Genomic DNA, 19,013 nt, shown 5'->3' with positions numbered 1-19,013 from the left:
CAGATGCCCGGCTCGGCCTTGGCCTTGACCAGCGCCTTCATCATGTTCGACATTCTTTTTTCCCTTGAAACTCTTGACCCGGAATCACTTTTCGCTTCCGGCCGTTCAGGAAATCACACCAAGTTCGCGCCCGACCGCGCCGAACGCCTCGACCGCACGGTCGATGTCGGCGCTGGAATGGGCGGCCGACATTTGCGTGCGGATGCGCGCCTGGCCCTTCGGTACCACCGGAAACGAGAAGCCGATAACATAGATGCCGCGCTGCAGCATGCGCGCCGCCATCTCCTGCGCCAGCGTCGCATCGCCGAGCATGACCGGAACGATCGGATGATCGGCGCCGGCCAGCGTAAAGCCGAGCTTACCCATTTCAGACCGGAACTGCGCCGCATTGGCATAGAGGCGCCGGCGCAGCGCATCGCCATTTTGGATCAGTTCGAAAACCCGGATCGAGGCGCCGGCGATCGCCGGCATCAGCGTGTTGGAAAACAGATAGGGACGCGAGCGTTGGCGCAGCCAGTCGACCACCTGGCTCTTGCCCGATGTGTAGCCGCCCGACGCGCCGCCCAATGCCTTGCCGAGCGTGCCGGTGATGATGTCCACCCTGCCCTCGACGCCGCAATGCTCGGCCGAGCCGCGCCCGTTCTTGCCGACGAAGCCGACTGCATGGCTGTCGTCGACCATCACCATTGCATCGTACTTGTCGGCGAGATCGCAGACGCCCTTCAGATTGGCGATGATGCCGTCCATGGAAAAAACGCCGTCGGTGGCGATCAGCTTGAAGCGGCTGCCTTCGGCCTTCTTCAATTCCTCCTCGAGCGCCGCCATGTCGTTGTTGGCATAGCGAAAGCGTTTTGCTTTGGAGAGCCTGACGCCGTCGATGATCGAGGCGTGGTTGAGCGCGTCGGAAATGACCGCATCCTCCTCGGAAAGCAGCGTCTCGAACAGGCCGCCATTAGCATCGAAGCAGGAGCCATAGAGGATCGTGTCCTCCATGCCGAGAAAGCCTGAAATCGTCGCCTCGAGCTGCTTGTGCTCTTCCTGCGTGCCGCAGATGAAACGCACCGACGCCATGCCATAACCATAGCGGTCGAGTGCCTGCTTGGCCGCATCGCGCAAGTCGGCGCTATCGGCGAGGCCAAGATAATTGTTGGCGCAGAAATTCAGCACCCTCTCGCCGCCTACCTCGATCTTAGCCGATTGCGTCGAGGTGATCACCCGCTCGGATTTGTAGAGGCCGGCCGATTTCAGCCCTTGAAGCTCGCTGTCGATATGGGAGAGGAATGCCGCGCTCATGATCTGGCCCTGTTGAGATTGAATGGACTGTCGCCCCGCGCGGGCGAAAAATCCACCGCAAAAGCGACGGCTTCGGTGACCCGACGGTCAGTGGCCAGAATGCCGCCCCAGAATGCCGCCAAATGGCAGATGTTCAAATGCAGCTGCGGCGCGAAAGAAGGCGATAACCATTTTGCGAGCTTTCCACCGCTGCTGCTGTGTCGGCTTCCGGAGCTGTTAACCTTTCAAGCCAATGGTTCTCATACCCAACAATCTGTCGGCGAGAGGGACCGCCCCAGAAAATGTCGCAGCAACCGATGCAAACCATTTCGGGCAAGCTCATATTGCTGATCAAGGCAGGCTATTGGCTGGCGCTGCTGATCATTGCAGCCATGGTGATGGCCTCCTTCATCCTTCTCCAGCAGATGATGGCTGGCCATCGGCACGACGACACGCTGCTCGATATTGTCGGCATGCAAAAGGTGCTGTCGCAACGCATTGTCTTCCTTGCCAACGCGGCAGGAGCAGCTACGCCCAACCAACAACCGGCTCTGGTCACCGCATTCAAACAGGCCACGGCCGACTTCGAGAGGAACTACGACCTTCTGCTCGAGCGTGTGGTCGCCGACCCGGCGTCACCGGCAAGGGTCGATCCAAAATCAGTCGAGAACGTCCTTTTCGCCAAGCCGTTTCATCTCGATTACTTCTCGGTCGGGCTTATCGCCAACGGCGAACGGCTGGTTTCGGCGTTTGAATCGCAACTCGGCATGGCCGACAATGGCGGCTACAAGGGTGGCGGCGAACGCGTCAACCTCGACGCTTCCGTCGCCAATGCGGCCCTGTCGGGCTATGCGGCACTCGGCCAGCGCATCAGCGCCCAAGCCGACGCGCGATCGGAGGGCCTTCTCGCTCTCCATCAAACGCTGTTCTACTCCACCCTCGGCGTCATCGTGCTGGTGGCACTTTTCATCTTCAGGCCGATGTCGAACACCATCCTGCGCAAGACGCGTGAACTGATCGATACCCGCAATTCCATGGCCTTCATCGCCGTGCATGACGGCCTTACCGGCCTGCACAACCGCACCTTCCTGACCGACCATTTCGATACGCTGATCAAGGGCGCGCAGCGCCGGCGGGAGCGGCTTGCGGCGGTCCACCTCGACCTCGACCGGTTCAAGCAGATCAACGACACGCTTGGCCACGCCGCCGGCGACTATGTGCTGGTGGTGACGGCGCAGCGTATGCGTGATTCCTGCCGGGCGTCGGACCTCTGCGTGCGTCTCGGCAGCGACGAATTCGTGATGATCCTCAACGGTGCCGGCGGCACCGAGGACATCAACACGGTCGCCGGGCGCGTCCTGTCGCAGATCAACGAACCGATCGTCTATCGGGGCGCGACCATCCTTCCGGGCGCCAGCGCCGGCGTCGCCGTCTATCCGGTCGACGCCGACAATGCGCAAGATCTGCTCGTCCACGCCGACCTCGCGCTCCACGCCGCCAAGAAGCAGGGTGGCGGCAGTCTCTCATTCTTCTCCGAGGAGTTGCGGCATGAACTCGACTACCGCAAGCGGCTCGAGCATGACATCAGGATCGCTATCGCGGAAAAGACGTTCCAGGTCTATTTCCAGCCACAGGTTTCGTTGTCGAACGGCACGATCGGGGGCATCGAGGCGCTGGTTCGCTGGAGACATGCCGAGCGCGGCATGATCGCACCGGGCGAGTTCATTCCCATCGCCGAGAAATGCGGACTCATGCCTGCGATCGGCCGCATCGTCATCGCCAAGGCAATCGGCGAGGCGGCGGAGTGGAACCGTGCCGGCATTGCCTTCGGACGGCTCGCCGTCAACGTCTCCGGCGCCGAATTGCGTGAGGCCAATTTCGACGCCTTCCTCTTCGGTGCGCTGGAAAAGGCTGGGCTGCCGCCACAAAAACTGTCGCTCGAAATCGTCGAATCCGTCATTCTCGACGACGAGAAGACCGGCATCGCGGCAAAGCTGCGGCACATCCGCGCCGCCGGCGTTCATCTTGAACTCGATGATTTCGGCACCGGCTACGCGTCGCTCAGCCACGTCAACCCGAACGAGATCGACAGACTGAAGATCGATCGCCGCTTCGTCCAGAACATCAATGAGAACGGCGACAACACCAAGATCGTGCGTGCCATCACCGAACTCGCCCGCGGCCTTGGCATCTCGATCGTCGCCGAGGGCGCCGAAACCGAGGCTGAACTCGATTCGCTGATGGCGATCGGCTGCGACCAGGTGCAGGGCTACTCGATCGCCTTCCCGATGCCGCAGGACCAGGTACGCGAATGGCTGGTCGCGCGGGCGCCGAAGAGAGCCAGGCTGACGGTGCTGCAGGGAAGGCTGGCGTAAGGCGCCAACCTGACACGCCGCTTCGGAAATGTCGGCCTGATGGGGTTACGGCCGGTCTGTAGCTGGCACCGCTACATCTTGGGCTCGCTGAAACAATGCGTTCGGCGGTTGGGATCAATCGACATTCGCCCGCAGCGTCGCCAAGACTTCCGCGAACTCCGCCAGCCTGTCGTCCGACAAGCCGGTCCGCAGCCGCTTGTCGAAGGCAATGGCTGCCGTGCGCAATTTCAGGAACAGCGCCTCTCCCGCTTCGGTCAGTTCGACCTGATGGACGCGGCGGTTTTCCGGATCGCGGCGCCGGGTCAGCAAACCTTGCGTCTCCATCGCGTTCAGGTGGTGGGTCAGCGTCGCGCCTTGGATTCCGATCATGCCGGCGAGCTCACGCTGGTTGGCCAGTTCGCGCGACTTGATCGACAACAGCGTGACCCAGACCGGCAGCGTGCCGCCCGCCTCGACCAACGTGGCGTCAAAGGCCTGGGCGACAAGTTTTGCGGTGCGGGCGAGATTCATCCCGACTGGCGGGCGGTCAAAAAGCGTCATGATCCGACACTAGAGTAAGGGAAAGGGCGATGGAACTGGCCCTTTGACTTTACATTGACATCTAATCATTTGATATCTAACTTTGTGGTTGACGGTAGGAAAGGAGGAACGCGGTCATGCAGTATGTCTACATCATCGTCCTCGGCCTTCACGTATTGGCCGGTGTGTTCTGGGCTGGAACGACCATCGCTGTCGCCCGCGATCCGGAGATTCGGATCCAACGGTTTTTCCGGCCGCAAATGAACGCGGCCGGCATGGTTTTCCTGACCGGCGCCCTGCTCTGGTATTTCTTCCACAGCGGCTCTTTCGGTTCGATGGAAATGATTCTGGCCCTGGGTATCGCGACGGCCTTGATTGCCGCCGGTGTTCAGGGAGCGCTGGTCGGCTCTGCCAGCAGGCGGCTTGCCGGCACTGACTCGGCGACGGAAACGCAGTTGCGCGCGAAAATGACAAGGGGCGAACGCATCGCTGGTGGGCTGCTGGTCATCACCGTGCTCTGCATGGCCACCGCCAGAATGTTTTGAGCGGCCAGCCGCTATCGCGGTTTAAGAGATCGTACGGTGTCTGGCTGCAAGCCGGCGGCGTGCGCAGCGCGCAGATCGGACCGACGTGCCTGGTGGCTCTCCGTGCGGAGGTTCGGCTGCGCGCCATCAAATCAAATCCGAAGTGATCTTCAGATCCATACCGTCCTCGGAAATAGGCCGGTTCGTGGCTGGTCGACATGACCCGGTTCTTCAGCGTCAAATGTTTGAGCTGATAGGGCTGGAGAAGCGGATCGCTGGTGGTCATCGTCTTCCTGTTTCAAATTGTGCTAATGAGCGGCAAATTTTTGTTTTTGCGCATGTCGTACCCAAGTCCGCGCACCCTCGGGTCGGGCCCGTGGGCAGGCTTTTGGGCGACATGCAGTAAGGAACCCGCCGATGACCGATACGAAAAACCTTACCCAGCTCGGCACCAACGTCGAGGCGCCAAAGAACCCTGACGCAGCAGTCCTGGAGACCGTGCCGTTTTCGCGCGGCGACGGGCCGCCAGCCATCGTTCGCTTCACCTGCCCGGAATTCACTTCGCTCTGCCCGGTCACCGGCCAGCCGGACTTCGCCCACATCGTCATCGACTATGCACCCGACGCGCTGCTGGTGGAATCGAAGTCGCTGAAGCTGTTCATGACCTCGTTTCGCAACCATGGCGCCTTCCATGAAGAGTGCACCATCATGATCGGCCGCCGCATCATCGCTGCGACCAAACCACTGTGGTTGCGGATTGGCGGCTATTGGTATCCGCGCGGCGGCATTCCGATCGACGTATTCTGGCAGACCGGCGCGCCGCCGGAAGGCGCATGGCTGCCCGACACCGGTGTTGCGCCCTATCGCGGACGCGGCTGAATTCTGCTGCGAGATGTCCGGCGGGACAGCAGGATCGCCAACTCTGGTTTCAATCGCCATCAGGCGATCAACTCATCGGTCCGTTCTCACTCACACTGATATTGGCTGAGCGCCCATTCGCCGGTCACCGACAGAAGGTCCGATATCTTCCAGTCGCCGTCGACCTTTTTGAACTTCCATTCCAGCCGGTGCGGATTGCCGGCAACGGTAAAGGCGACGATGACCTTGGCCTCACCGCCTTTGACCGTTTCAACAGTCTTCGGGCTGTTGTCGATCTCGGCCCTGTCGTACGCCGCATTGTCGAGCGCCATGTTGGGATCGAGGCATTCGCCCTGCCCCGATTTCCGCAGCGCATCGCTTTTGTCGAGCACCGACTTCGCGGGATCGACGAAATGGCGGCGCTGAGCCGGATCGAGCTCGAGCCCGACATGCTCGTAAAACGGTTTCACCACCGCCGTCGGCGAATCTGGCCGCAGCGGGGCTGCCCGTGCATTTTCTGCTGAGAGCGGCGCGCTGAACAGGCCCTGGCCAGCGGTGCTGCTCAAACCCGCGGCCAGCAGGCACGCAGTCGCCAGGGCCAGGGCGCGAGCCATGGCGTCACTCCGGAGTCTGGCCCGCCAGGCATTCGAGCGCACTCAGCGTCCAGCCGCTGGTCTTCGAGGTGATGTCGGCTACCTTCCACTGGCCGTCGACCTTCTTCAGCGACCAGACCATTTCGCGTTTGGATTCATCGCCTTCCGGGAAAAGGTTGAACGTCACTGTCACGTTGGCGCTGTCGCCATCCACTGCTTCGGACAGCTTCAGCGTCTTGGCGACTGTCTTCTCGTCAAAGTCCTGCGCGTCGAGACCGGGGGCGAAGTCGATGCAAGGCACCTCGTCCGGCTTGTTCTTCTGCGCCTGGTCGTTGAGGTCGAACAGCCTTGTCACCGGCTCGGTGAAACGGTCGCGGTATTTCGCGTCGGCCTCGAACTTGACCTCGGGCATGTAGAAGAACTTCACCGCATTGGAGGCCGGCCCGGCCAGGGCGGCCGCAGGCGCTGCGATCGAGAGAGCGGCGGCAAGCACAATCAGTCTCATCCGATAATCTCCAAGCTTTCGTGGTGGGTACCCGTTCAATACCACGAATCCATAGCGAGCGCGGTGACGTGAGGCCGCCCGAAGAAGTCAGCGAGCAAGAGAGCAGCTGCTCAAGAGCTTTTGGCGAGCCAGCTCGCAAAAAGCCGCGCTTTCGAACCTGCCCTGGGATGGATTTTCAGATAAAATGCCCTGGGTGAGGGAATGTTGTCGGGTACAAGTGTGACCAGCCGGCCCTGTTCCATCAGGCTTTTGACCAATCCATCCCACCCCAAGACCGCCCCGATATCATCCTGAGCGGCCTGGAGGGCAATCATGTAGTTGTTCACGGAAAACCTGCGGCCTTTTGGGATGGTGTGTCCAAGCGCTTGAAACCACTCCGGCCAGTTCGTCCAGTCGGTTTCCTCGTTGTTCATATGAATCAAAGGCGCCTTGAGCAGATCCTCAACTCGCCCAATGCCGTGCTCGGCGGCGAATTTTTGAGTTCCAAGCGCGACAATGCGATCTTGAAAAAGTTTGTGACACTCCTCGGGACTTTCCTGCGCATCTCCGTAATGAATACTTAGATCACAGCGGATCGCTGTTGCGGGCACGTCGCTGACGATCTGCGAGACAGTGATGGTGGGATGGCTCTTCCAGAAGGCTGAAATCTTCGGTGTAAGCCATAGCGAGCTGACGGCCGTCGTTGTCCGGATGGTCACGTCGGCGGTTTCCGGGCGATCGCGCATGTGAGTGACGGCGTCGGAAATCGTCTCAAGCCCGCGCTGCACGGCAACGAACAGGAACGCCCCTTTCTCAGTCAATTCGACGCCGCGGCTCAAGCGCAGGAACAGGTTGCATCCCAAGTCACCCTCAAGCGCCTTGATCTGGTGGCTGATCGCCGCGGGCGTCACATTCAATTCCTGGGCGGCGTTTTTGAAACTCGCATTTCGGGCGGCTGCCTCGAAGCAGATGAGAGCCGTCACCGAGGAGAGATCGTACGGTCTTGGCATCAACGCTTCTTCGGACCCGCTTTTTGGATGGCTCGCTGAGTGCAACAGATTAGCTGAACTAAATCGTTCTGAAAATTAGTGCTGTTGCGCAAAAGGCCTTCAGGCAAGAAAATTTCATCTCAAATGTGCATGCCATCTATGGAATTCCGCATGAACGCCCCCTCGCCCTCGATCCAAGAGTTGCTAGCGCGCCGCGTCTCGGGCTATGCCCTTGAGCAGCCCTTTTACACTTCGCCGACGATTTACCAGCTCGATCTCGAGCACATCTTCTACCAGGAATGGCTCTACGCGGCCCCGGCATGCCAGCTTGCGAAAGCTGGTAGCTACGTGACGATGCGCGTGGGTGCCTATGAGGTGGTCATTGTGCGCGCCCGCGATGGTGAAATCCGCGCCTTCCACAATTCCTGCCGCCATCGCGGCTCGATGATTTGCAAGGCGCGCGAAGGCCAAGTGGCCAAACTCGTCTGCCCCTATCACCAGTGGACCTATGAGCTTGACGGCAAGCTCATCTGGGCAAATGACATGGGGCCCGACTTCGACATGTCCAAACACGGGCTTAAGCCGGTCCATCTGCGCAATCTTGCCGGCCTGATCTACGTCTGTCTGTCCGCTACGCCCCCAGACTTCGAACCGTTTGCCGACCTGGCCCTTCCCTACCTAGAGGTCCATGACCTCAACAATGCGAAGGTCGCGCATACGTCGACCATCATCGAGAAGGCCAACTGGAAGCTTGTGTGGGAAAACAACCGCGAATGCTACCACTGCAGCAGCAACCACCCGTCGCTCTGCCGCTCCTTCTCGCTCGACCCGGAAGTGGCCGGGGTGTCTACCGACGGGTCGGTCTCGGCGACCCTCCAGGCGCATTTTGACCGTTGCGAAGCCTCAGGCGCGCCGGCGCAGTTCCGCCTTGGCGGCAGCGGCCAATTTCGCCTGGCGCGGATGCCGCTGCAGCAAAAGGTGGTGAGCTACACGCTCGACGGCAAGACTGCCGTTCGCAAGAATCTTGGCCAGGTGGCGCTGCCCGAAGCAGGCTCGCTGTTGATGTTCCATTATCCAACGACCTGGAGCCACTTCCTGCCGGATCACTCCTTGACCTTCCGGGTCACGCCAATCAGCGCCACGGAAACCGAGGTCACCACCACCTGGCTGGTGAACAAAGATGCCGTCGAAGGGCTCGACTACGACCTCAAGCGCCTGACCGAGGTCTGGATTTCTACCAATGATGAAGACCGTGATATCGTCGAGACCAACCAGCAAGGGATCTTCTCTCCTGCCTATGTTCCCGGACCATATTCGCCGGTTCAGGAAAGCGGTGTGACCCAATTCGTCGATTGGTATGCGAACTGGCTTGGGCGCTCTCAGGCCTCGATGCGATTGGCCGCGGAGTGAAGCAATGAACGTGGTGGCAAAACCCAGGCTGGTCTTCTGGACCGACGCGGAAGAACTCGAATGTGCCTCCTTTCTTCCGGAGGCGCCGAACGTCCTGACCTTTTGTTTCCGGTCGCCGTCCGGAGCGCTGTTCAATTTTGATCCAGGGCAGTTCCTCACCTTGGATCTGCCCACTCCCGGCGGTCCAATCTACCGGACCTACACGATATCCTCATCTCCGTCGCGGCCGACCTCGCTGACCATTACCGTAAAGGCGCAGGCCGACTCCGTCGGAACGCAGTGGATGTTTGACAGCCTCCGTCCGGGAATGCGCCTGCGGGCAATAGGTCCGGGGGGCACCTTCTCGATGGCGCATCAGCCAGCCGAAAAGTATCTTTTCATCTCGGCCGGCTCGGGCATCACACCGATGATGTCCATGACTACACATCTGTATGATTCCGGAGTTGATCCGGACATCGTCTTCGTCCACTGCGCGCGCCGTCCTTCTGAGATCATCTTCCGTGAACGGCTGGAGCATATGGCATCGCGCGTAACCGGCATCGACCTGAAATGGGTGGTTGAACAGACCGATCCATACAGGCCGTGGACCGGCTACAGAGGCATGTTCAACCAGCTGATGCTCGGACTGATGGCGCAGGATTATCTTGATCGCGAGGTGTTCTGCTGCGGGCCCGAGCCCTTCATGCAGGCCGTGCGGGAGGCGCTGGCCGCTCTCGGTTTCGACATGGCGCATTACCATCAGGAAAGCTTCCGCGCGCCGCTTCCTGAGGCCGAGAAGGTCCCGGATGACTTCGTTCCCGCCGAGAACAACGAGGCCGAGATCGAATTTGTCCTATCCGGCGTCTCGGCGAAATGCGTCGAGACGGATACGATCCTGACTGCGGCACGGGCTGCCGGTCTGGTGATCCGATCGGGTTGCAGTATGGGGATATGCGGGACATGCAAGGTTCGCAAAACCGAAGGCGATGTGCATATGGTCCACAATGGCGGCATCACCGACGAAGAGATTGCCGACGGCTATATCCTTGCTTGCTGTTCCAATCCGGTTGGCCGTGTGAAAGTCGAGATATAGCAACCATTTCGCGATCTTTGATCAAGGCGCTTCTTCGAAATCGGCAGCGCCTTGACGGTCCGCGGTCAACCGAAGTCGATGATGAAGCTATTGATGAGCCACGCGCTTCACCCGCAAGGCGGTCTTGGCTCTTCCTCGGCCGGTAGCCGGGTTTCGGGCAAGCTCAGTGATGCGTCTGGTCCACCAACAGCGCCCAGAATGCGAACAGCGGCCGATCCAGCGATCTCATTGCGTGTTTGATGCCTGGCGGATTGTAGAGTGATCCACCGATGCCGGGCGAAAACCAATCCATGTCAGCCTGCTTGAACTCGCCATGCGAAAGCACGAGGTAGGTTTCTTCCGGCGGATGATCGTGGTCGGGATACCGGACGTGAGGAGCCATCAAAGTGACGCCGAGCCACAGATCGGTTCTGTCCTCGAGGCCGCCCGGGCCAAGAATCATCGCGTTGGCGTGACCGTCGCGGAAATTGCTGCTGGCAGACGGGGCGGGATTTGATTTCAGCCGCCATTCGAGCAGCGGCTCGATCGCCTTGAAGCGCTCAATCAAGTTGCGGAGCGTAGACGGGATCGCCTCTTCCGCCAACGCCGGGCCGAGATAGGAACAGACCGGCAAACGGCTCCCGGCCCTGGTCTTTTCAGGCCCGGGAACCTCCGATTGGGCGAAGAGCTGGATGATCGATCTGCGCGATCGCAGGTCGTGTGAGAACTGGTCAAAGGCCACGAACGCTGTGTCTACAAAATATTGCAGGGCCTCACTTCTGTTCATCTTTCAGCCCTTGTTGTGAGCGGACGCTATGGTCCGTTGCCGGATGTTAAATATCTTTCGCCAGTCGCAGTGCATCGTAGATCGCGGCGTGGGTGTTGCGAGCTGAAACGGCGTCGCCGATACGAAAGAGTTGGAATTGGCCCTGCGCATTCCGCACCACCGACTGCGGCTGCCCGGCGATGAGCTCATCTTGCGAAATCTCGCCGAGATTGGTCGATTTCGGTTTCAGTTCGAAATAGATGTCGTCCAGCGGAATGGTGCCGTGATTGACGACAACCTGATCCACGACGCGCTGTTTGGATATGCCGCCGTAGTCACTGCCGACATTTGCAATGAGCTGATTGCCATTCTTTTCAACTGACTCGAGCCGATAGGTAACGGTGAAGGTCACATCGAGTTTTTGAAGAGACCTCATGTAGGGCACGAGGTTCATAGCCATGACCTCGGGTGAGAATGACCGGTCCGGTGTCATGATTTCAACCTTCGCTCCGGCGCCGGCGAGGAATTCCGCGGCCTGTAGTGCGGCGTGGTCACCGGCGTCGTCGAAGATGAGGACATTGGTTCCCGGCTTTGCGTCTCCGGAGATGATGTCCCAAGACGACACCACGAACTCGTTGCCCTTGGAAAGGACGTCGGTGTGCGCCACCCCGCCCGTTGCGACGATGACAACGTCCGGATTTTCCGCCTCGATGGTTTCGGCTTCCGCCCAGGCATTGAACCTGATGGTCACTCCGTGTTTTTCGCACTGGGCCATGCGCCAATCGATGATGCTCATCATCTCCTTGCGGCGCGGGCTCAGCGCTGTCAGCCGGATCTGCCCGCCAGGGTCGCTGGCGGCCTCGAAGACCACGACCTCGTGTCCCCGCTCACCCGCCACGCGGGCGGCCTCGAGGCCAGCCGGACCTGCACCGACCACGACAATCTTCTTGCGGCTGTCGGCCTTGGCGACAATATGCGGCATGGTCAGCTCACGGCCAGTCGCGGCGTTATGAATGCAGTATGCCGCCCCGCCCTGATAGATACGGTCAAGGCAATAGTTTGCGCCCACGCATGGCCTGATTTCGTCTTCGCGCTTTTCGATGATCTTGCGCACGATGTGAGGGTCGGTCATGTGCGCGCGCGTCATGCCGATCATATCCACCTTACCCGACGCAATCGCGTGCCGGGCAGTCGCCACATCCGGTATTTTCGCTGCATGGAAAGTTGGGAAGTTGGTTGCCGCACGAATCTCGCCGGCAAAATCAAGATGCGGCGCATTCGCCATTCCCTGAATTGGAATGACGTCCGTCAGGCCCGCATCGGTATCGATGTGCCCGCGGATCACGTTGAGGTAATCGATCAGTCCGCTTTCCTTGAGACGCTTGGAGATTTCCATGCCCTCGGACTTGCCAGTGCCACCGGGGAGACGTTCATCCGCAGTATATCGCACGCCCAGGATGAAGTCCTCGCCGACCCGTGACCGGATCGCCTTCAAGACATCCATGCAGAAGCGCATGCGGTTATCAAGCGAACCGCCATAAGGGCCGTCAAGTTCGTTCGTGAGAGGAGACGTGAACTGGTCGAGCAGGTGGCCGTAAGCCTCCAACTCGACGCCATCCATCCCGCCCGCCTTCATCCGCTCAGCGGCGTCCGCAAAGTCCTTGATGATGCGCTCGATATCCCAGTCTTCAATTTTCTTGGGAAACGCGCGGTGGGAGGCTTCACGATGATGGGACGGCGCCAGAACGGGAAGCCAGTCACCTTTGTCCCAGCGTGTACGCCGTCCAAGATGGGTTAGCTGGATCATGATGGCGGCGCCCTCTTCGTGCACCGCATCTGTCATCTGCCTGATCCACGGCACGATCTCGTCCTTGTAGGCGAGCAGGTTGTTGAAAACCGGGGGGCTGTCCTTCGAGACCGCAGCGGACCCGGCTGTCATCGTCATCGCCACACCGCCCTTCGCCCTTTCAACCGTATAGGCGAGATAGCGCTCCTTCGGCATCCCGTCCTCCGGATAAGCCGGCTCGTGGGAGGTCACGATGATGCGATTGCGCAGGGTCAAATGCTTGAGTTTGTACGGCTGCAGGAGGGGATCGCTCGACATCTGACGGACTCCGGGCTGAGATGGCAAGTGCGAACGCTATCGAAAATGTACATGCATGTCAAGTTTCGCTTCTGAGAAGTCGATAGAGTCGACATGTGTGTACATTTTGCTGGTTTTCACTTTGATATTTTGTTAGGCTGATCACTCATGGAGCAAATTTCGAACGATAGCGGATGGCGCGGATCGCCTGAGGGGTGGCTTGAAGCCGCCTACGACCTGCTTCTTGAATCCGGCGTCGACACGGTGAGAATATCGCCACTGGCCAAGAAATTGGGCCTGTCGCGCACCAGCTTCTATTGGTTCTTCAAGGATAGAGAAGAACTGTTGGCTGCCCTCGTGACCCGTTGGCGGGACAAGAACACCGGCAACCTCGTCAAGCAGGCTGAGGCATATGCCGAGACGGTCGCCGAAGCGATGCTGAACGTTTTCGACTGCTGGCTCGACAAATCCTTGTTCGATTCCCAGTTCGAGTTCGCAGTCAGAAGCTGGGCGCTTCAATCCCCTGACATCCTGGCGGAAGTGCAGAAAGCCGACCAGACGCGTCTCGATGCGTTGAGCCAGATGTTTGTCCGCTTTGGTTACGACGAAGGCTCAGCCGATGTTCGAGCGCGCACCATCTACCTCGTGCAGATCGGCTACATCTCAATGCAGACCAGCGAAGATCTCGCGGACCGCATGAAGCGCATTCCCGGGTACGTGGAGATTTTTACAGGTAAGGCCCCGCGGAAGCGCGAACTCGACCGGTTCTTCGCCAGACACGGCCATTCGGCGGGCTGAGGAAGCGTTTCGACAATGGGTGAACCCCTGAGCATCGGAATAATCGGCGGAGGTGGCTGGCTTGGACGCGCTATCGCCGAGGCCATTATTGATGCGCAAACAGTCGCCGCAGAGCACCTCACGCTCTCTCATAGAAGTGGGCAACCCGACTTTCTGCCAAACGCTACATGGACCGGGGACAACCAGGAACTGGTGGATCGATCTGATGTCATCATCGTCTCGGTCCGGCCCCAGGATTGGCCTGCCATCGACATTGCTGCGTCCGGCAAGCTCGCCGTGTCGGTTATGGCCGGGATCACTCTCGACCAACTGGCGGGACGTCTTAAAACCGACCGCGTCGTCCGCACGCTTCCGAATGCAGCGGCAGAGGTGCGGAATTCCTATACTCCCTGGATAAGCTCTCAGAGCATCACCGCGGATGACCGCAATGTCGTTCGCCGGATTCTGGAGGCCTGTGGCGCGGCCGATGAAGTCAAAAGCGAAGCAGATATCGATTATCTGACAGGCCTGACTGGATCCGGCCCGGCGTTTCCGGCGCTTTTGGCGTCGGCGATGATAGACGACGCCCTCAGCCGAGGAATGGATCCAGATATTGCCCGGCGGAGCGTCAGCGCGGTGCTTGTTGGAACCGGAAAACTCCTCGAGGCTCGTCCAGACAATCCCCAAGATATCGTCCAGACCTTCCTCGACTACCGCGGCACCACCGCGGCAGCGATCGAGGCCATGCGCGCAGCCGGGTTTGAATCTGCCGTGGCAGACGGCCTTGCCGCGGCGCTCCAGAAATCCGTGACTATGGGACAAGCCACCTGACTGCCGAACGAGCCGGGCCTCCCTCCGACCGCTGGTGAGAACTATGTCAAAACTCTTTCCGCATCTGTTTTCACCTGCAAAGCTAGGCAGTCGCACGCTCCGAAACCGGATCGTGTTCGGGGCTCATACCGCCAACATGGCCGAAAATGGCGTGCCGACCGAACGACACGTTGCCTACTATGCCGAGCGAGCGCTCGGTGGGGCCGGCATGATTGTTGTCGAACCCATGCCCGTCCATCAGGCCGCCGTCCTGACACGCGGCAATTTTCGACCTGGCGACGATAGCGTCATTCCTCATTTCCAGCAGGTCACACGCGCAATCAAGGACCACGGGGCGATCGCCATCCAGCAGCTCTATCACATCGGAGCGCACGGGGATTCGGACAATTCATTTCATGCGCATTGGTCGCCCTCGGGCCTGCCGAGCTATCATGACAGCGACGGTTCCCACGCCATGTCCGAGGGTGAGATTTGGGAAACCATCGACAGCTTCGTTCAGGCGGCGCGCCGCTGCCAGGAAGCCGGTTTCGACGGCGTCGAAGTCTGGGCTGCCTATCTCGGACTGGTCGATCAGTTCTGGACGCCCTGGACAAACCGACGCGAGGACCAATGGGGAGGGTCGCTCGACAACCGCACGCGGATCTCGCGCGAAATCCTAACCCGCATCCGCGAAACATGCGGCCTCGATTTCATCATTGGACTCTCGGTCAGCGACGAACCCGACTACACAGTAGCGCTCAGTCGCCAGGAACTGGCGGAGATCATTCGGCTGCACGATGAGCAGGGGCTGATCGATTACGTGACCTGCGGCACTGGCAGCTACCTCGATTTCTACAAGATAATGCCGACGTTTCTCTATCCGGAGAAGCTTGGCACCGATCTCGCGACGACCCTCAAGGCCGCGGTCAAGAAGGCCCTCGTGGTCGCCGAAAGCCACATCAGGACGCCTGAAAACGCCGAAACCGTGCTCGGCGAGAAGGCTGCAGATCTGGTCTCGATCGTCCGGGGCCAGATCGCCGATCCGCATCTGGCACGCAAAGCCGCGGCAGACCGGCCCGAGGATGTGCGCGGATGCATATCCTGCAACCAGATGTGCTGGGGCCGTCGTTCGCGCGACTACTGGATCAGCTGCCTTGTCAATCCCTCTGCGGGGCGCGAGTTTGAATGGGGTGGTGACCGGTTCACGTCCGCTGCCATCAAGAAACGGGTGCTTGTCGTCGGCGGCGGTCCCGCCGGCCTCGAGACGGCTCGGGTTGCCGCCGAGCGAGGGCACGACGTGGTGCTGGCCGAAGCCTCCAGTAGGCTGGGCGGGAACTTTCTGCTCGCAGGACTGCAGCCGCGCCGCGGGCAAATCCTCGACCTTCTCGGGTGGTATGAACGCCAGCTCAGCAAACTGAATGTCGACGTACGACTGAACACCTACGTCGAGGCCTCGGAAATCGCCTCTTTCCAAGCTGACACCGTTATCCTGGCCACGGGGTCGGTGTCTCCCGACACCGGCTTTCAGAAGGCTTTGCCGGCAGTGCCGAGCCTGCCCGGCATAGAAAGGGGCAATGTCTTCTCGATCGAATCCGTCATGGCCCGCGTTGTGCGGCCGGGTAAGCACGTGCTTTTGCTCGACGAGGGCGGAGGCTGGCGCGGTTGTGGCACCGCCTGGAAACTTGCCGAGGATGGCCATCAAGTGACCATTCTCACGCCCGATCCGTTGGTCGGCAAGGAACTGCAGCGGACGGCTGCCGATTTCCCGCTGCGACGGACATTGCGCCAGCTTGGCGTCACATGGTTGTTGGATGTCAGCGTGCTGGAATGGCACGGGGACGGCGTGACCATCGTTGACCACAACACGCGTGAAGAAAGCTTCGTGCCTGGCGATTGCCTTGTACTTGCAACCACCAATGTGGCGGCGAATTGGCTGGCGAAAGAGCTGGAAAAGACCCCCCGGCCGTTCATAGAGGTCGGCGACGCCGTCGCTCCGCGCCAGGCGCCCTACGCCTTCCACGAAGGACGGAAAGTTGCCTTGCGGCTATGATACGCGCACATTGTGCTTGCGCTTCATGAAATCCTTGGCGGTTCGACTGCCACGGCCGCGTCGCGGCAATAGGCGTCGGCGCCGACGGCCTTGCCGAATTCCTCGTTGAGCGGGGCACCGCCGACCAGCACGACGTAGTCGTCGCGGATGCCCTTTTCCCTCATCGTGTCGATGACGACCTTCATGTAGGGCATGGTCGTCGTCAGCAGCGCCGACATGCCGATGATGTCAGGCTGGTGCTGTTCGATGGCGTCGAGATATTTTTCCACCGCATTGTTGATGCCGAGGTCGATGACGTCGAAGCCGGCGCCCTCCATCATCATGCCGACAAGGTTCTTGCCGATATCGTGGATGTCGCCCTTGACGGTGCCGATCACCATCTTGCCCTGCTTCGGCGCGCCGGTGGCGACAAGCAGCGGACGCAGGATGAACATGCCCGCCTTCATCGCGTTGGCCGACAACAGCACTTCCGGCACGAACAGGATGCCGTCGCGAAAATCCTCGCCGACGATGCGCATGCCTTCGACCAGTGCCTCGGTCAGCACCTTGTAAGGCGCCCAGCCGCGCTCGAGAAGGATGTTGGTGCCTTCCTCGATCTCCTCCTTCAGCCCGTCATAAAGGTCGTCGTGCATCTGCTGCACGAGTTCGTCGTCGGAAAGCTCGGAAAGGATGATCTCGTCGTCGGCCATGTTTGACGCACTCACTGATTTCAATGGCTTGCGGTCCGCCGGCACCTGTTTTCTGCAACGGGTGCCGGCGGGTCATTGCCAGCCTTGGGAGCTAACTCAGGCGTCCAGCCAGACGTTCTGAAGATCCATCTCGAAAGTCTGGTGGACCGCGTAGTTCTTCACCTTCTTGTTCATGTGGCTGTACAGCTTCTGCCAGAACGGCTGAATGATGACGCCAGAATCCTGCAGGATCTGCTCGACGTCCTTCATGACCTCGCGGCGCTTCTCCACGTCGATGAGTGAGAGGGCCTGCTTGAGCTTGGCGTCGAAATCAGGATTCGAATACGCCGTCTCATTCCAGGCCTCGCCGGTGCGATAACCGAGCGCCAACACCTGAATGCCGAGCGGGCGCATGTACCAGATGGTCATGGAATAGGGGTATTTCGTCCAGTCGTTCCAGAAGGTCGACCCCGGCAGCACCGTGCGCTTCACCTTGATCCCGGCATCGCGCAGCTGGCCGGCAATCGCGTCGCCGGTGTTCTTTTGCCAATCGTCCTCGACGGTGATCAGTTCATGCTCGAAATCGGCCTGTCCGGCCTCGGCCATCAGCTTCTTGGCGCCGGCCGCATCGCGTGTCTTCTTGGGCAGCGGAAAATATTCCGGATGGATCGGGCTGACATGGTGGTTTTCACCTGGGGTGCCGCGCCCGGCGTAGCCAAGTTCGAGCACCGCATTGTTGTCGACGGCCATTTGCAGGGCGTTGCGTACCCGCTGGTCATCATAAGGCTTGTGCGTGATGTTGGTGCGGGCAACGAGCGTGGTTGCTGTCGCGACCTCCGATTTCACCAGATCCATCTGGTCGAGGATGTCGATGAAGTCGGCGGGCGTCTCGAAATTGACGTCGATTTCCTCGGATTCGAATGCATTCACCGAGGCGTTGAAGTCGGTGCCGTAGTCGATGAATTCGACGCTGTCGAGCGGCGCTTCACCGCCCCACCATTTGCCATTCTCGCGACGCTTGACGACCGCGTTCTGGCCGACCGAATAAGACACAAGCTCGAAAGGCCCTGTGCCGATCGGCTTGGCGAGCGGATCGGCGCCATCGGCATCGAATTTGCGGTGGACGACGAGCGCTGGATAGTCGGTGAAGTTCGGGATCAGCGAGATATCAGGTTCGTTCAGCGTCAGCTTGACCGTGTTCTCGTCGACCTTGGTGATCGCCCCGTCCCTGGCCTTGCCGGTTTTGACGTCGATCAGCGCACCGACGCGCGCGGCCATCGAATTGCCGGCGGCATCCTTCTCGCACCAGCGCGTCAGATTGTAGACCACGTCGTCGGCGTTGAAGGCGTCGCCATTGTTCCAGGTGACGCCCTTGCGCAGATGCAGCACGTATTCGGTGGCGTCGTCGTTGACGTCCCAGCTCTCGAGCAGGACCGGCTCGAAAGTGAATTCGCGGGTGTAGCGGACAAGCGGCTCGAGCCAGCAGCGCGAAATGTTTGCAAGTTCGACCCAGTCGTAAGTACGCGGATCCTTCTGCGCCTTTACCGACATCGATACGCGCAGCGTTCCGCCTTTCTTGGGCTCTTCGGCCAAAGCCCGTCCCGGCACCGCAAGACCGATCATAGCGTAGGCAAGGGCAGTCGATGCCCCGAACGCGCTTGCCAGCGCCAGAAACTCGCGCCGGTCCATCCGGCCTGAGCGGGCTTCTTCAGCCATCGCCTCGATAACGCTGGGGACACGATCACCGTTGTTTCTGAAGAGTGCCATTATTTCCTCCCTTATGG

General features: G+C 60.1%; 16 protein-coding genes and 1 pseudogene. 8 read left to right on the top strand and 9 right to left on the bottom strand.

What is annotated here, in order from left to right; translation table 11 throughout:
- Nucleotides 1-105 precede the first annotated feature (105 nt).
- Nucleotides 106-1,293 carry a glycine C-acetyltransferase gene (locus AC0L18_RS27455; RefSeq protein WP_473495001.1) on the bottom strand — a complete coding sequence of 396 codons (1,188 nt, stop codon included), beginning with the start codon at nucleotides 1,291-1,293 and terminating at the stop codon, nucleotides 106-108.
- Between the two features lie 281 nt (nucleotides 1,294-1,574).
- On the opposite strand from AC0L18_RS27455, the gene AC0L18_RS27450 reads away from it, so the two are divergent.
- Entirely contained in the window at nucleotides 1,575-3,647 is a 2,073-nt protein-coding gene (locus AC0L18_RS27450) for a putative bifunctional diguanylate cyclase/phosphodiesterase (RefSeq protein ID WP_473495000.1), read from the top strand.
- Nucleotides 3,648-3,761: 114 nt separating this feature from the next.
- Here the strand turns inward: AC0L18_RS27450 and AC0L18_RS27445 are convergent, their stop codons facing one another.
- A complete protein-coding gene (locus AC0L18_RS27445) occupies nucleotides 3,762-4,187 on the bottom strand; it encodes a MarR family winged helix-turn-helix transcriptional regulator (protein ID WP_027153887.1) in 426 nt (141 codons plus the stop codon).
- Between the two features lie 164 nt (nucleotides 4,188-4,351).
- On the opposite strand from AC0L18_RS27445, the gene AC0L18_RS27440 reads away from it, so the two are divergent.
- Entirely contained in the window at nucleotides 4,352-4,711 is a 360-nt protein-coding gene (locus tag AC0L18_RS27440) for a hypothetical protein (protein WP_473495003.1), read from the top strand.
- Nucleotides 4,712-5,107: 396 nt separating this feature from the next.
- The gene (queF, locus tag AC0L18_RS27435; protein ID WP_473494999.1) at nucleotides 5,108-5,569 is read left to right on the top strand and encodes a preQ(1) synthase; all 462 of its coding nucleotides are present in this window, start codon (nucleotides 5,108-5,110) and stop codon (nucleotides 5,567-5,569) included.
- Between the two features lie 86 nt (nucleotides 5,570-5,655).
- Here the strand turns inward: queF and AC0L18_RS27430 are convergent, their stop codons facing one another.
- From AC0L18_RS27430 to AC0L18_RS27420, 3 genes are all read right to left on the bottom strand, one after another.
- Entirely contained in the window at nucleotides 5,656-6,162 is a 507-nt protein-coding gene (locus tag AC0L18_RS27430) for an MTB12 C-terminal domain-containing protein (protein WP_473494998.1), read from the bottom strand.
- 4 nt (nucleotides 6,163-6,166) lie between these two features.
- Entirely contained in the window at nucleotides 6,167-6,646 is a 480-nt protein-coding gene (locus AC0L18_RS27425; RefSeq protein ID WP_287176290.1) for a DUF3828 domain-containing protein, read from the bottom strand.
- A 110-nt stretch (nucleotides 6,647-6,756) separates the two neighbouring features.
- Nucleotides 6,757-7,635 (bottom strand): LysR substrate-binding domain-containing protein, encoded by an 879-nt coding sequence (locus tag AC0L18_RS27420; RefSeq protein WP_473494997.1) that lies wholly within the window; start codon nucleotides 7,633-7,635, stop codon nucleotides 6,757-6,759.
- Between the two features lie 150 nt (nucleotides 7,636-7,785).
- On the opposite strand from AC0L18_RS27420, the gene AC0L18_RS27415 reads away from it, so the two are divergent.
- Entirely contained in the window at nucleotides 7,786-9,024 is a 1,239-nt protein-coding gene (locus AC0L18_RS27415) for an aromatic ring-hydroxylating oxygenase subunit alpha (RefSeq protein WP_473494996.1), read from the top strand.
- A 4-nt stretch (nucleotides 9,025-9,028) separates the two neighbouring features.
- Nucleotides 9,029-10,096 carry an FAD-binding oxidoreductase gene (locus AC0L18_RS27410; protein WP_473494995.1) on the top strand — a complete coding sequence of 356 codons (1,068 nt, stop codon included), beginning with the start codon at nucleotides 9,029-9,031 and terminating at the stop codon, nucleotides 10,094-10,096.
- Nucleotides 10,097-10,259: 163 nt separating this feature from the next.
- Here AC0L18_RS27410 and AC0L18_RS27405 read toward each other — a convergent pair whose 3' ends face one another.
- Both AC0L18_RS27405 and AC0L18_RS27400 read right to left on the bottom strand, forming a co-directional pair.
- A complete protein-coding gene (locus tag AC0L18_RS27405; protein ID WP_473494994.1) occupies nucleotides 10,260-10,862 on the bottom strand; it encodes a dimethylsulfoniopropionate lyase in 603 nt (200 codons plus the stop codon).
- A gap of 46 nt (nucleotides 10,863-10,908) precedes the next feature.
- Nucleotides 10,909-12,945, bottom strand: coding sequence for an oxidoreductase (locus AC0L18_RS27400; RefSeq protein ID WP_473494993.1), 2,037 nt, complete (start codon nucleotides 12,943-12,945; stop codon nucleotides 10,909-10,911).
- A 147-nt stretch (nucleotides 12,946-13,092) separates the two neighbouring features.
- On the opposite strand from AC0L18_RS27400, the gene AC0L18_RS27395 reads away from it, so the two are divergent.
- The 3 genes from AC0L18_RS27395 to AC0L18_RS27385 are packed head-to-tail and all read left to right on the top strand — an operon-like array spanning nucleotide 13,093 to nucleotide 16,561.
- A complete protein-coding gene (locus tag AC0L18_RS27395) occupies nucleotides 13,093-13,722 on the top strand; it encodes a TetR/AcrR family transcriptional regulator (RefSeq protein WP_027153879.1) in 630 nt (209 codons plus the stop codon).
- Between the two features lie 15 nt (nucleotides 13,723-13,737).
- Nucleotides 13,738-14,532: a pyrroline-5-carboxylate reductase family protein gene (locus AC0L18_RS27390; RefSeq protein ID WP_473494992.1), complete on the top strand. Its 795-nt coding sequence runs from the start codon at nucleotides 13,738-13,740 to the stop codon at nucleotides 14,530-14,532.
- A 43-nt stretch (nucleotides 14,533-14,575) separates the two neighbouring features.
- On the top strand, nucleotides 14,576-16,561 hold the full coding sequence (locus tag AC0L18_RS27385; RefSeq protein ID WP_473494991.1) for an oxidoreductase: 1,986 nt from the start codon (nucleotides 14,576-14,578) through the stop codon (nucleotides 16,559-16,561).
- On the opposite strand, the pseudogene AC0L18_RS27380 reads toward AC0L18_RS27385, so the two are convergent.
- A pseudogene (locus AC0L18_RS27380) lies at nucleotides 16,556-17,250 on the bottom strand (corrinoid protein). The gene AC0L18_RS27385 and the pseudogene AC0L18_RS27380 overlap by 6 nt on opposite strands.
- 96 nt (nucleotides 17,251-17,346) lie before the next feature.
- A complete protein-coding gene (locus AC0L18_RS27375) occupies nucleotides 17,347-18,996 on the bottom strand; it encodes an ABC transporter substrate-binding protein (RefSeq protein WP_473494990.1) in 1,650 nt (549 codons plus the stop codon).
- Nucleotides 18,997-19,013: the final 17 nt, after the last annotated feature.

The organism is Mesorhizobium sp. WSM4819 (assembly GCF_055811215.1).
This window is presented reverse-complemented; position numbering and strand designations above follow the sequence as displayed.